Consider the following 12,437-nt stretch of genomic DNA (forward strand, 5'->3'; position numbering starts at 1 on the left):
GACCAGACGTCGCAAGAGATGCAGGTGAGCACGGTGAGTGACCCGGGCGGGCGGAGCCCGGCCGGTGCCGCGTGATCAGCGGTTCGACTGCCTACCGCGCTGCTCGTCGTGCTGGGCGAGGACGCCGAGGAGGGTGGCGACCGTCAGGCCCGCCTCGGCGGGGTGCCGCAGCTCGGTGCCTGACTCGATCCGGTACGTATTGGAGCGTCCGTGCCGGGTGTGCGACAGGTAGCCGGCCTCCTCCAGATCCACGATGATCCGCTGGACGGCGCGCTCGGTGAGTCTGCAGTGCGCGGCGATGTCGCGTATACGGGTCTGGGGATCGTCGGCGATCGCGGCCAGCACACGGGCGTGGTTGGTGAGGAAGGTCCAGCCGGCGTGTGGTTCAGGTACGGCACCCATGCCCTCAGGGTAGGTCGTGACATTCGTGCAAACAATCAGGGGAAAAAGACTTCACGTAACCCACGTCGTGCATGCGCTCGCCGCCCGCATTCCCAGCACACCACCGTGGATCCTCACCGTGAGCACACCGCCGCGCATCCCCGCCGTGAAGCACATCACACCATCAACCTGTCACGCTTCGCCGGACCGCGGTGTCTCGATGGGCATGCGTGGACCGACCGGGCCGCGTGGACGACGGAAAGGGCCGGATGGCGATGTCGGGGAATCGGGGCGGGCGCGGGGAGGAAGCGGCCTTGGATCGGGATCCGCCCATGGTGCAGGACGCCTTCACCGAGCACCGCGCGCTGCTGTTCACCATCGCCTACGAGATGCTGGGCAGCGCCGCCGATGCCGAGGACGTGCTTCAGGAGAGCTATCTGCGCTGGAGCGCGGTCGACGCGGCGCGGGTCGACCATCCGCGTGCCTACCTGGTGCGGATCGTGACCCGCCAGGCCCTCAATCATCTGCGTTCGGTCCGGGCCCGGCGCGAGGAGTACATCGGCACCTGGCTGCCCGAGCCCATCCGTACCGGCCCGGCGGTGAGCGAGGACGTGATCCTGGCCGAGTCGGTGTCGATGGCCCTGATGCTCGTCCTGGAGACGCTGAACCCGACCGAGCGCGCGGTGTTCGTGCTGCACGACGTGTTCGGCTACACCCATGGCGAGATCGCCGCCTCGGTGCGCAAAACAGAAGTGACGGTCCGTCAAATAGCCCACCGGGCACGGCGGCACGTCCACGCGCGGCGGCGCCGATTCGAGCCCGATTCCTCGGCTGCCCGCGAGATCGTCCAGCGGTTCCTGCTCGCGACGTCGGCGGGCGATGTCCAGTCCCTGATGGATCTGATGGCGCCCGATGTCGTCCAGATTTCGGACGGCGGCGGGAAGGTGACTGCCGCGCGCCACCCGATCACCGGCAGCGCCGAGGTCGCCCGGTTCGTCCTCGGCGTGGCCCGCACCAGCATCACCGAGGCGACCGGGATCCAGGCCGCCACCTACAACGGCATGCCCGCGGCGCGGTTCCTGAACGACGGCGAACTCGACTGGCTGGTCGCCTTCGAGATCCACGACGGACGGATCGCCGGCCTCTATGCCATGCGCAACCCGGACAAGCTGCACCGTGCGGACGCGGTGCGCCCACTCGACCGAGGAGAACACCGGCTGTGGAAACCATGACTTCCGAGCGCGTCATCGCCGCTCCCATCGACGACGTCTTCGCCTGGCTCACGACCACCACGAACTACACCCGCTCGCCGCTGGTGCTGAGCTGCCGGCTGGCCCGCAGGGGCGAGTCGGCGCCGTACGGCGTGGGTGCGGTGCGCAGCCACCTCTGGACGATCGGTTGGCTCAGGGAACGCATCACCCGCTACGAGGCGCCGTACACCACGGAGTACATCGTGGAGCGGAGCTTCCCGCCGTCCCGGCACGAGTTCGGCAGCATGACGTTCAGCGAGGTCGACGGCGGAACCCTGGTGCGCTGGACGACCCGTGCCGAGATGAAGCTGCCCCTGCTCGGCCCGGTGCTGACCCGCGTCCTGGTACGGCCGATGATCACCCGCTCCTTCGACCGCATCCTCGGCGCGGCCGACGTGGCTCTCGCGCGCGGGCGAACGCGTTCGTGAAGAACTTGTTCGTGACGAACATGTTCGTTACGCTCGTGTGGTGACCCCGCAGCCCTCCACGCCCCGCAGCCGCCGCGAGCGGCCCGCCAAGCCCGCGCTCACCCATGACGGCATCGTCACGACCGCCGTGCGCCTGATGGAATCCGAAGGCCTGCAGTGCGTCACCATGCGACGCCTGGCCCAGGAGCTCGACACCGGGCCCGCCTCGCTGTACGTGTACGTGGCCAACACCGCCGAACTGCACGCCGCCGTCCTGGAAGCGCTGCTCGGCGCGGTGGACCTGACCCCGGTCGACGCGCGCGGCGACTGGCGGGAACGGCTGCTGGGGGTGCTCGGCTCGTACGTCGAGGTGCTGTTCGCGAACCCCGGCCTTGCCCGCTCCGCGCTGGTCGCCCGGCCCACCGGCCCTCACTACCTGGCGCTGGTGGAGGGCATCCTCGCGCTCCTCCACGCGGGGGGAGTGCCGGACGCCCAGGCCGCCTGGGGGGTCGACGTGCTGCTCCAGGTCGCCACGGCGACCGCCGCCGAGCAGTCGACGCGCGCGCGGTCCGGCTCGGCCGACGACGAGCACGACGCGCTCGCGGCGGTCCTGCGCGAGGCTTCCGCCGACACCTACCCGCGCATCGCGGCCCTCGGCGGCGACCTCGTCTCCGGTACGCCCGAGCAGCGCTTCGACTGGATCTTCCGCGCGGTGATCAACGGTACGAAGACCACGCCGCGCGACACCCCGTGAGAGCACCACGGCCCCGGTCCGAACGACCGCTCACCGCCCACCCCCAGGCAAGGAACTACCGCGCCACGCAAGGAAATGAGGACCCGCCATGAACCCGACGACGAACCCCACCGCGAACCCCGCCACGCCCATCGGCATCCCGCACCACCCCGTCGCGATCATCGGCGGCGGCCTCGGCGGCCTCACGCTCGCCCGGGTCCTCCAGCTGAACGGCATCCACGCCGAGGTCTTCGACCTCGACGCGTCCCCGGACGCCCGCACCCAGGGCGGCATGCTCGACATCCACGAGGAAACGGGCCAAGAGGCCCTGCGCGCGGCCCAGTTGCACGACGCGTTCCTCGCCAAGGTGCACCCGGGCGGACAGGCGATGCGCATCCTCGACCAGCAGGCGCGCGTACGGCGCGAGGAAGGTGACGACGGCACCGGCGGCCGACCGGAGATCGACCGCGGTGATCTGCGCGGGCTGCTCCTCGATTCGCTGGCGCCCGGCACGGTGCGCTGGGGTGCCAAGGTCACCGGCGCCCGGCCGATCGGCGGGGGAGTGCACGAGGTGACACTTGTTGACGGCGGTGTGTTCACCACCGGTCTCCTGATCGGCGCCGACGGCGCCTGGTCCCGGGTGCGGCCGCTGCTGTCCGCCGCGACCCCCGCCTACACCGGGATCTCCTTCGTCGAACTCGACCTCATGGACGCCGAGGCCCGCCACCCCGAGGCCGCACGGCTGATGGGCGGCGGCATGTTCTTCGCCCTCGGCGACGGCAAGGGGTTCCTCGGCCACCGGGAGTCCGACGGCAGCCTGCACCTCTACGTCGCGCTGCGCGCCGACGAGGAATGGCTGTCCACCATCGACTTCACCGACACGGCCGCCGCCAAGACGGCGCTCCTGGCCCACTTCGCCGACTGGGCGCCCGAGCTGCGGCAGTTGGTCATCGACGCCGACGGCCCGCTCACGGGCCGGCCGATCCACGCCCTGCCCGTCGTCCACCGCTGGGAGCGGGTGCCGGGCGTGACCCTGCTCGGCGACGCGGCCCATCTGATGTCCCCGTTCGCGGGCGAGGGTGCCAACCTCGCCATGAAGGACGGCGCCGATCTCGGACTCGCCCTTGCCAGGTACGCCACGGACACCGAGGCCGCCCTCACGGCGTACGAGGAAGCACTTTTCCCGCGCAGTGAGGCGACGGCTCAGGAGTCCGCCGACGGCCTTGAGACCATCTTCGACTCCCGTGCGCCGCAGCCGTTGCTCGACATGTTCGCCGCCTTCGACGCGGAACGGGCCTGAGGCAGGCCGACGCCCTGTGACGCGGAATCGCCGTGCGGGACATGGGGGAACCACTGTCCCGCACGGCGAACCGGTGGGGCGTGCGGAAGGTCAGCCGTCGATGCGGTGCTGGGTCCAGAACGAGGTCAGGTCCGTGGCCGTGGCCGCCTGGGCGGCCGCCTTGAACTCGGCCGTGGTCGAGACGCCGTACCAGTGCGAAGTGGCGTAGTCCTTCAGCAACTTGGCCATCGCGCTGTCACCGATCACCCGGCGCAGATCGTGCAGGGCGCACTTGCCGTAGCCGTAGACGACGGTGGAGTAGCGGGAGGAGTGGGCGTCCCAGTACGCCATCGAGTTGGTGATCTTCTCGCTCGACGAGGCCCACGACACGCTGTTCCAGCAGTTGGTGCCGGTCTGGTTCAGGGCGAGGTCGGTGGAGTAGTCGGCGAAGGCCTCGTCCAGCCACGGGCTGTTGTACTCGTCGTCGCCGACGATGCCGTACCACCACTGGTGCCCGATCTCGTGCGTGAGCGCCGTGGTGGAGACCAGGTCGAGCACGAAGCCCGGGTATTCCATGCCGCCGAACCAGTAGTTGTTGTCGATCACCGCGTCGAGTTCGCCGTACGGGTACGCCCCGAAGCGGGCCGCGTGCGTGTCCACGGCGGACTTGGCCGTCGCCAGCATCGACTGGGCGCTGGAGGAGCTGATGCCCGAGACCGAGTAGATGTTGATGGCCGTGCCGGCCGGTGAGGTGCCGGAGATCTTGCTGAACGGACCGGCCGCCCAGGCGAAGTCGCGGACCTTGGAGGCGGTCGCCGTGGTGATCGTGCGGCCACTGGATCCGGGGGTGTCCACCGAGGTGCCGGTGGCCGGGACCAGCAGACCGGTGGGGTGGTCGAGGGTCACCTTGAAGTCGGCGGCCAGCGAGTAGAACGACTCCCCGTTGTTGGTGTACGGGTCCAGGTGCCAGCCCGCCGCGTCCCGGATCGCCAGGACGGGCAGGGCGTTGCCGATGTTGTTGAACGCCCCGTCGGCGCCGAAGCGGTCGGCGCCGTCGGGCACCGTGATTCCCAGATCGAAGCCGATGGTCGCGCTCTGGCCCTGGGGCAGCGGCGCCGGAAGGTCGATCTTGAGGGCCGTGCAGCCGACGGAGAGGGCGCCCGCGGTGCCGCCGGTGACGTTGCCCACCGTGATCGGCATGGCCGAGCAGGTGCCGTGGTAGTTGTCCCACAGCCGCAGGTACACCTCGCTGAGCGCGGTGGCGGAGGCGTTGGTGAAGGTCGCGCTCTCGTGTCCGGTCCAGCCGTTGCCGCTCGCGTTGCTGGTCAGGTTCACGGTGTAGGCGGGCGCGGCCGGGGTGCGGGTCGAGTCGGCGGGCGGAGTGGTGCCGCCGGAGGTGTTGAGGGCGACGTCGTCGAGGACGAAGCTCGTCTTGAGGCTGGAGTCCTCGGTGCCGGTGAAGGCGAGCGTCACGGTCTGCCCCGCGAACCCGGACACGTCGACCGACTTCTGTACGTAGCCGGTGTTCTTGTCGAGGTTCGAGTAGGTCGCGAGCGTCGTGCTGCCGATCTTCGCCGTGAGCTTGTCGTACGCGGTCGACGTCGTGGTCTCGGCCGTGTCTATGTGAAGCCAGTAGGTGAGTGTGGCGGTGCTGCATCCCGAGGGGATGGTCACGCTCTGGGAGAGGGTGTCGGTGTGTGTGCTGCCCACACCGTTCAGCCAGGCGAAGTGGGTGCCGCCGTGAGCGGTCTCGCCGGAGCGATTGGTGATCACGCTCGTCGACGACTGGGTCCAGGGCGAAGTGCCGCTCTCGAAGTCGCCGTTGGCGACCACCTGGGCCGGGGTGCAGGCGGCGGGCGCGGCGGGCGCGGCCGACGCCGGGACGGCGGGAAGCGAGACGGCAGCCAGCGCGGCGACGGCGCAGGCGGCCGCCGCGAGGGACTTGTGGGGGGTGGATCTCACACGGAACTCCTTTGAGGCGGCCGGGATTCCGGCCTGCTCGATGGCCGCCCGATCGGCTTGGGTGCGCCGCGGGACGGCCGCGGACTGTGTGCGGCACGTGCACGATCACTGAGGTGGGACGGGTGCACGTCGTCCTGGGGGCAGGGCTGCGTGCGGAGGGAAGCTTCGCAGCTATGACCAGGCCATGCCAAGAGACGCGCGGAGCATCCGGTGGCGGGCGGCGGCAATTGACAGGCTCGCGTCGAGCAGACCATGATTCCACTAGTTGACTAGTGGAATCGGCAAGGAGGGGGAGTATGAGCGGCACGGCCACTTCGGGTGGGGGTGACAGCCGGTGGGCCCTGGAGGCACACGGTCTTGGCAAGAAGTACCGCCGGGGGTGGGCGCTGCGGGAGGAGACCTTCCGGATCCCGGCCGGCCGCGTCTGCGGCCTCGTCGGCCCCAACGGGGCAGGAAAAAGCACCCTGTTGGGAATCGCCGCCCGGCTCGTCGAGCCGACACGGGGAGAACTGCGCGTCTTCGGGCGCCCGGTCACCGATCCGTCGGTGCTGCCCAGGTGCGCCTATCTCGGCCAGGACAAGCCCCTGTTCAAACGCTTCACCGTGGCCGAGACGCTCCGCATGGGGCAGGAACTCAACCCCGGCTGGGACCGGGCCGCGGCCGAACGGATCGTGCGAGAAGGGAAGTTGGAACCGAACGCCAGGGTCGGGACCCTCTCCGGTGGCCAGCGGACCCGGGTCGCCTTCGCGCTCGCCTTCGGCAAGCGCCCCGACCTACTGCTCCTGGACGAGCCGATGTCCGACCTCGACCCGCTCGCCCGGGACGAGATCGGCTCCCTGCTCATGTCGGAGGTCGCCGAACGCGGCACCACCGTCCTGATGTCGTCCCACATGCTCTCCGAGCTGGAGCACATGTGTGACTTCCTGCTCGTGATGGCGGACGGCCGGATCCGTATGGCCGGTGACACCGACGAGCTGGTGCCCATGCACACCCTGGTCACCGGGATCACCGAGGACGGCGGCCTGCCCGAGTCCCTGGGTACCCACACCGTGATCGATGTCCGTACCGCGGGGCGGCAGTTCACCGCCCTGGTCCGCCATGAGATTCCGCTCGACCCCACCTGGCAGCTCGCCGAACCAGGCCTGGAGGAGGTGCTGCTCGGCTACCTGCGCCATCCCGAGGCCCCCGCGCTGCTCTCGCCGACAGCCGTCCCCGCCCACCGAGAGGAGCATGTGGCATGAGCGTCCTCGCCCGCACCCCCGCGCGCCAGGAAGCCTCCTTCGGCGGCCGCCGCCGGATACGCGGTCTGGCCTGGCTGATGGTGCGTCAGCACCGTGCCGCCCTGATCGCCTGCACCGCGGCAACCCTCATCGGCGCGCTCTGGATCATCTACGAACGCGGCACCATGCTGGACACGCTGCACAACGCCGGCTGGCCCGCGAAGCCCACCGTGGCCCTTGACGGGGGAACGGCGCAGAGCATCGACAACTCCTTCAACAACCTCGCCGGATACCTCGGTTACCTGCCGCTCGTGTTCGGCGTGTTCATCGGTGCCCCTCTCCTCTCCGCCGACCAGGAGCACGGCACCGCCCGTCTCGCCGCCACCCAGTCGGTGTCCCGACTGCGCTGGCTGCTCTGGAAGTTGGGCTTCGCGCTCGGTCTGGTCGTGGTCACCACGGCGGTCCTGGGCGCACTGTTCGGCTGGTGGTGGCGGGCCCTGCGGACTGTGGTCTCCAGTGACTGGCTGTCCGGCACGGTCTTCGACAACACCCTGCCGGTCCTGATCGCGCTCACGCTGTTCACCACCACCCTCGGCATCGCCATCGGCGCGCTGACGCGCCGCGCGGTCACCGCTATGGCCGTCACGTTCTTCACTTCGGCGGCGTTCCTCCTGGTGTGCGACCACTTCAGGACGCGGCTCGCCACCCCGCGCCGCGTCGCCTTCCCGCTCGACGGCGCCCATCCGGCGGTGCTGGACGGCGCGGTCCAGGTAGACCAGTGGATCGGCACCGCCTCCGGCAAGGTCTACGGCTGGGGTACATGTGTGAGCGACGCGTCACCCGAGGCCTGCCGGGCCAGGATGGGGATCGTCAACACGGTGTGGGACTACTTCGGTTACGACCAGATGGCCGGCCTTCAGTGGACGGCGGCCGGATTCCTGCTGGGCGGGAGCGCACTCCTGGTGGCGCTGGTGGTGTGGCGAACTCGGCGCCAGGCGCTCTAGCCGTACGCGGGTCCCTACGTCAGTCCTCACACCAGCCCGTATCGTCAAGACGCACGGAAGGAGGCGGGTGCGATGGTCGTGTTCCGCATAGAGCGACGCAGCGGAGTGCCCGCGTATCTCCAGATCGTCCACCAGGTCGAGCAGGCGCTGCGGATGGGCGCGCTGGAGGAGGGCGACCGGCTGCCCACCGCGGCGCAAGTGGCCGCCGACACGAAGGTCAACCCCAACACCACGCTCAAGGCGTACCGCGAGCTGGAACGGTCCGGACTCGTCGAGGTGCGCCAGGGCGCCGGCACCTTCATCACCCGGTCGCTGGCCGCCCCCGACAGCGAGCCCGACTCACCGATCCGGGCCAGGCTCGCCGAGTGGATGCGGGAGGCGGTTTCCCTGGGCCTGACGGAGCAGGAGGTCACCACCCTCTTCGACACGGTCCGCTCCCACGCCTACGCCGCCGCGCTTGCCCCGGCACCTTCGGCGTGAGCCTTTGGCAGGAGCGGCGCCTGGGGCCGGGCCGTGCTCCCGGTCATCCTGCTCTGCCTCCCACCCCGAGGCTAGGCCTGGGGCTGGGGCTGGGCGTCGGCGGCGGCGTTGGTCTCGGCGACGGCCGCGGAGAGTCGTTTCCGTACGGATTCGGGCAGCGGGGTGCCCCCGGTGGAGTCGACCACCTGCTCGGCCAGGCTCCGCAGCTTGGTGTTGGTGTGCTGGGACGTGGCGACGAGGACCTTCCACGCGTCGTCCTGGCTGAGGCCGAAGGCGGCCATGAGAATGCCGCGGGCCAGGTCGATGGTGCCCCGGCTGCGCATGGCCCGTCGCAGCTGGTCGAGTTCGAGGCGTAGGTCCGCGTCGGGGTCCGTTGCGTCCGGACCTTGGGAAGGGAACTCGTCGTGATCCGGGACGGAGCCGTCCAAGACAGGGCGGTCCAAGACGGGGCGGTCCGGGACGGGGCGGTCCGGGACGGGGTCGCGCGGGAGCTGGTGGTCCGGCCTGGGGCAGGTGCCGGCTTGCCCGGCCCCGTTCTGGTCACAGCGTGGCATCGCCATCTCCCCCTGCGCATTGAGGCAGTTCACGCACGCCCAGATTCGCGCGCGTACGCGACACACGTCAAGTGATACATGAAGCCCAGTTCGGGTATTCCTGGCCGCGAGACAAGCACGCCGATACGGGCCCGCGATGCGCCGCACTGGTGGAGTGGTCATCGCGGCTTGATCTCGTGGGTCACGCTGGCCGGTTGCGCGCTGGTCGTGGGCCTCGCGCGCCGGGAGGATTCTCCCCTGCCGGGTGGGGATACCGAGAGGGGTGGGAGTAGATGCGCATACGACGAAGGAGTGCTGCGGACAAGGGTGTTGGGGTGATCGGACGGAGTCTGGTCGCAGCGGCCATCGCCTGCGCGGGAGTTGCGGCAGTGCCGGCGGCGGCCCAGGCGGCGCCCGCCGGAACCGCGGCCGCGGCTGCCTCCACCGCCACGACCTCCGCGTGCGGTACGGACACGGGTGCCAAGGGTCTGGCAAGCTCACCGGTCTCCGACAGCCTGGTCTCGGTGGTCCGCACGGACGGCCGAATCGCCCAGTTCCAGCTCTTCTACGACTCGACGGCGACCAGGGGCCTGCCCTTCGTCTGGCACCGCGAACAGCTCGCGCCGGGCGGTGCGTACGGCGCCTGGCAGCGCGTGAGTGCGGCCACGGTCGGCCCCAAGAGCTACTACGTCACCGCGATGGAGAACTCGGCCGGCGCCATCGAGTTGCTGTTCTCCACCTATGGCACGTTCTGCCACTCCGTCGAGAACGGCAGCGCCGGAGGCTGGAGCGAGCCCGATGCGTTCGGCCTTGCCCCGACCCCGTACCACGGCGGAGTCGTCCTGTTCAAGGAGCGGGACGGCAGCATCGACGCCTTCGCCTCCGGCTCAAGGAACGGCAGCACGATGGAGCTGCGGCACCAGCAGAACGCGGCGTCCGGCTGGGGTCCCGTCCAGTCGACCGGCACGGTCCCCGGGCAGGACGTCGGCCTGAGCCAGCCCAGCACGGTGGAGCAACTGCCGGACGGCAGGCTGCACTTGACGGCCCGCGAATGGAACCGCGACCGCACCTGGGAGATCTACCAGACATCGCCCGGCGGCGGCTGGGGCCCTTGGCAGCTGGTCTCCCCGCCGGCGACCGCGGTACCGGCCTCCCTGCTCGCTGCCGCCACGTCCCGCAGTTGAACAGGTGAACGTGGACCGCACCACCGGTCTGCGGGACGGTGATGTCGTCCAGCTCACGATCGCGCGCCGGCCCGCCCGAAGACACGGCGGGGGTCAAGGAGCAGGGGCCTCCCCAGGGACCTCGGTGTCGGTGTCCGTGACGACCTGATGTGGGTCGAGAAGTGAGGCTGGAGAAGGGGCCGACGGTAACGTCGGCCCCTTTGTCTTTCTCTGTATCTGGTCTCTGTATCTGGTTTGTCCCTGCTGTCCGGGCGCGAAGACGGGCGCCTCCCGCCGGTCAGTGGCGCGCAGCCGTCCGGGCTGCCCCACCCGAACACGCCGTGACTGGTGGCGAGTTGCGGGGGTTCAGCGCCGCCTCTGGCTGCGGCCACCTCCAAGTCTGCCTGGCATGTGGCGTGTCCGTGCCTGCCTACTCCCGGCCCCCGGGCGGTACGGGATGCCACCATCAACAGGTATGTTGAACGCGTTCAAGTCAAAGCTTTGTGTACCTGTGGGGGGTCATGATGAATGCGGTTTCGGCGGATGAAGAGCGGGCCCATGGATGGCAGATCGCTCTGGCAGCGGCCGCTGTGCTGGCCCTCCTGCCCTGGCTGGCCCTGGGCGTGGAAAGCGTGTTCGTGCCGATCGTCGTTATGGTGGGCGGTCTTCCCGTCGCCATTCCCCTGCGTGACCTGCGTCGGCGTGAGGCGTTCGTACGGAGCTGCATCGGGGCGGCCTCCTACTGCGCGTTCTGTGCCATATGCGGTTTCATGTTCGGGGCGTTCGTGCTCCTGCCGTCGGCCGTGCTGCTGCTCTTGGCTGCCGGTGCGGATCCTCGCAGGCGACCGGACGAGGCGCCGGTTCTGGGCGTGGTGGGTGCTCTGCTGGCGGCAGGTGCGGTGGTCGGCCCGACCGTGCTGATCTGGGACGTCGTCGTCGCTCCGTAGCGCCGAGCCTTTCCACGGCCGGGGCTGTATCCATCGCACGGTTTCGCGTGGCCGCCGCCGTACTGGTTGTTGAGGATCCGGTGCGGCGCCCCCGGCCCGTTGCGGCCGCAGAATCCTTGGGCGCGCGGGCTACCCGTGCAGTGCGCTCTCGACAGCCGAGGCCACCCGACTGCGTACGTTGCTGTCCTTGTCGGTGTTTACCGCAGGGGAGAGGGCCGTCACGTTCTGCCCGGACGGGGCCCGGCCGGGCGATGTGCCGGTGCCGTCTTCCACGACGAGGAAGTGCGTCTTCGGGAACTTGTCGCTGTTGAGGGCCACCGCGCCTTCCGGTGCCGCGCCGACCGTCAGGACGACCGTGCATTTGCGGGCCGCCAAGGTGGCCAGGTACGGCGCGGCGTTACCGGCGCTCTGCTCTCCCGCCACGGCGAGGTAACTCACCTTGGCGTGGGTTTTCGCCGAGGCATCCTGCAAGCCGCCCCACACCTGACTGGCCGCCGCCTGGGCGATCCCGCTGTCCGGTGTGAGGAGACAGGCTTGCTGCTCGGTGTATGCGCGCGCTCGTGTGGGCGGGATGCGGGTATCGGTGGAGCCACCAGAAGTCACCAGGGCAATGACGGCGACCGCCGCGGTGGTCAGTCCCGCCGCACCGCCCAGCACCCAGCGCCGGTGCGCACCGTTCCATGCCTTCACGGCAATCCTCCCAAGAGCCCGGCGGGCCAGGCGGCCCGCATATCGAGCGCGCAGCATACGTGCATCCGGTGACCCCGCTCGGGGCACCCCCACAGCTCACAACCAACCGCCGCCAGCGGCGAGGTATTGGTGTGACCTTGAGCTCGCAAAGATCTGTACTGGCCAAAACGGAAGCAACCAGACGATCCCTGAGGGATTCTCACGGGCTAGTAAATAAGCGGCCAAGAGCAGCCCTTGAGGGGTTTCCAAGTCGAAAGCGGAACCCGCACACTCTGTGAGTTTTGTGTGCCGATCTTGTCTGGAGTCTGTGCCGTGCGCGCTCGCCCCTTCCGCCGTCATCCCCGGTGGAATGCTCTACGTCGTCGGTGGCTGCGTGCCACCGCGATGG

At 69.7% G+C, this 12,437-nt stretch carries 13 protein-coding genes; 9 read left to right on the forward strand and 4 right to left on the reverse strand.

Going from position 1 to position 12,437, the window contains the following annotated elements:
* Positions 1 to 75: 75 nt before the first annotated feature.
* Positions 76 to 402 (reverse strand): helix-turn-helix transcriptional regulator, encoded by a 327-nt coding sequence (locus tag CG740_RS03670; RefSeq protein WP_100573383.1) that lies wholly within the window; start codon positions 400 to 402, stop codon positions 76 to 78.
* A gap of 311 nt (positions 403 to 713) precedes the next feature.
* On the opposite strand from CG740_RS03670, the gene CG740_RS03675 reads away from it, so the two are divergent.
* The 4 genes from CG740_RS03675 (at position 714) to CG740_RS03690 (ending at position 4,071) form a co-directional block, all read left to right on the forward strand.
* The gene (locus CG740_RS03675) at positions 714 to 1,613 is read left to right on the forward strand and encodes an RNA polymerase sigma-70 factor (RefSeq protein WP_100573384.1); all 900 of its coding nucleotides are present in this window, start codon (positions 714 to 716) and stop codon (positions 1,611 to 1,613) included.
* The gene (locus CG740_RS03680) at positions 1,601 to 2,059 is read left to right on the forward strand and encodes an SRPBCC family protein (RefSeq protein WP_100573385.1); all 459 of its coding nucleotides are present in this window, start codon (positions 1,601 to 1,603) and stop codon (positions 2,057 to 2,059) included. The genes CG740_RS03675 and CG740_RS03680 overlap by 13 nt, the downstream gene beginning before the upstream one ends.
* 40 nt (positions 2,060 to 2,099) lie before the next feature.
* Positions 2,100 to 2,792 (forward strand): TetR/AcrR family transcriptional regulator, encoded by a 693-nt coding sequence (locus CG740_RS03685; protein ID WP_100573667.1) that lies wholly within the window; start codon positions 2,100 to 2,102, stop codon positions 2,790 to 2,792.
* 88 nt (positions 2,793 to 2,880) lie between these two features.
* The gene (locus CG740_RS03690; protein ID WP_100573386.1) at positions 2,881 to 4,071 is read left to right on the forward strand and encodes an FAD-dependent oxidoreductase; all 1,191 of its coding nucleotides are present in this window, start codon (positions 2,881 to 2,883) and stop codon (positions 4,069 to 4,071) included.
* A gap of 90 nt (positions 4,072 to 4,161) precedes the next feature.
* Here CG740_RS03690 and CG740_RS03695 read toward each other — a convergent pair whose 3' ends face one another.
* Positions 4,162 to 6,012 carry a M1 family aminopeptidase gene (locus tag CG740_RS03695; RefSeq protein ID WP_100573387.1) on the reverse strand — a complete coding sequence of 617 codons (1,851 nt, stop codon included), beginning with the start codon at positions 6,010 to 6,012 and terminating at the stop codon, positions 4,162 to 4,164.
* Positions 6,013 to 6,308: 296 nt separating this feature from the next.
* On the opposite strand from CG740_RS03695, the gene CG740_RS03700 reads away from it, so the two are divergent.
* From CG740_RS03700 to CG740_RS03710, 3 genes are all read left to right on the forward strand, one after another.
* The gene (locus CG740_RS03700) at positions 6,309 to 7,253 is read left to right on the forward strand and encodes an ABC transporter ATP-binding protein (protein WP_100573388.1); all 945 of its coding nucleotides are present in this window, start codon (positions 6,309 to 6,311) and stop codon (positions 7,251 to 7,253) included.
* Complete coding sequence (locus tag CG740_RS03705; protein ID WP_100573389.1) at positions 7,250 to 8,236, forward strand: ABC transporter permease; 987 nt, start codon at positions 7,250 to 7,252, stop codon at positions 8,234 to 8,236. Before CG740_RS03700 ends, CG740_RS03705 begins: the two co-directional genes overlap by 4 nt.
* A gap of 72 nt (positions 8,237 to 8,308) precedes the next feature.
* On the forward strand, positions 8,309 to 8,716 hold the full coding sequence (locus CG740_RS03710) for a GntR family transcriptional regulator (RefSeq protein ID WP_100573390.1): 408 nt from the start codon (positions 8,309 to 8,311) through the stop codon (positions 8,714 to 8,716).
* Between the two features lie 71 nt (positions 8,717 to 8,787).
* Here the strand turns inward: CG740_RS03710 and CG740_RS40700 are convergent, their stop codons facing one another.
* Complete coding sequence (locus CG740_RS40700) at positions 8,788 to 9,159, reverse strand: ANTAR domain-containing protein (RefSeq protein WP_324901044.1); 372 nt, start codon at positions 9,157 to 9,159, stop codon at positions 8,788 to 8,790.
* A gap of 425 nt (positions 9,160 to 9,584) precedes the next feature.
* Here CG740_RS40700 and CG740_RS03720 point away from each other — a divergent pair, with 425 nt between their 5' ends.
* Together CG740_RS03720 and CG740_RS03725 are read left to right on the forward strand one after the other, a co-directional pair.
* Positions 9,585 to 10,433: a hypothetical protein gene (locus tag CG740_RS03720; protein WP_159030216.1), complete on the forward strand. Its 849-nt coding sequence runs from the start codon at positions 9,585 to 9,587 to the stop codon at positions 10,431 to 10,433.
* Positions 10,434 to 10,933: 500 nt separating this feature from the next.
* Complete coding sequence (locus tag CG740_RS03725; RefSeq protein ID WP_159030217.1) at positions 10,934 to 11,359, forward strand: hypothetical protein; 426 nt, start codon at positions 10,934 to 10,936, stop codon at positions 11,357 to 11,359.
* A gap of 129 nt (positions 11,360 to 11,488) precedes the next feature.
* Here the strand turns inward: CG740_RS03725 and CG740_RS03730 are convergent, their stop codons facing one another.
* Positions 11,489 to 12,049: a hypothetical protein gene (locus CG740_RS03730; protein ID WP_100573394.1), complete on the reverse strand. Its 561-nt coding sequence runs from the start codon at positions 12,047 to 12,049 to the stop codon at positions 11,489 to 11,491.
* Between the last annotated feature and the right edge of the window lie 388 nt (positions 12,050 to 12,437).

Source organism: Streptomyces sp. CB01201 (assembly GCF_002803085.1).
Lineage (GTDB): Bacteria > Actinomycetota > Actinomycetes > Streptomycetales > Streptomycetaceae > Streptomyces > Streptomyces hundungensis.

Excerpts from the sequence above, each read along its gene's own strand:
- CG740_RS03705 (WP_100573389.1), top strand. The coding sequence starts at position 7,250 with ATGAGCGTCCTCGCCCGCACCCCCGCGCGCCAGGAAGCCTCCTTCGGC.
- CG740_RS03725 (WP_159030217.1), top strand. The coding sequence starts at position 10,934 with ATGATGAATGCGGTTTCGGCGGATGAAGAGCGGGCCCATGGATGGCAG.
- CG740_RS03700 (WP_100573388.1), top strand. The coding sequence starts at position 6,309 with ATGAGCGGCACGGCCACTTCGGGTGGGGGTGACAGCCGGTGGGCCCTG.
- CG740_RS03675 (WP_100573384.1), top strand. The coding sequence starts at position 714 with ATGGTGCAGGACGCCTTCACCGAGCACCGCGCGCTGCTGTTCACCATC.
- CG740_RS03710 (WP_100573390.1), top strand. The coding sequence starts at position 8,309 with ATGGTCGTGTTCCGCATAGAGCGACGCAGCGGAGTGCCCGCGTATCTC.
- CG740_RS03670 (WP_100573383.1), bottom strand. The coding sequence starts at position 402 with ATGGGTGCCGTACCTGAACCACACGCCGGCTGGACCTTCCTCACCAAC.
- CG740_RS03690 (WP_100573386.1), top strand. The coding sequence starts at position 2,881 with ATGAACCCGACGACGAACCCCACCGCGAACCCCGCCACGCCCATCGGC.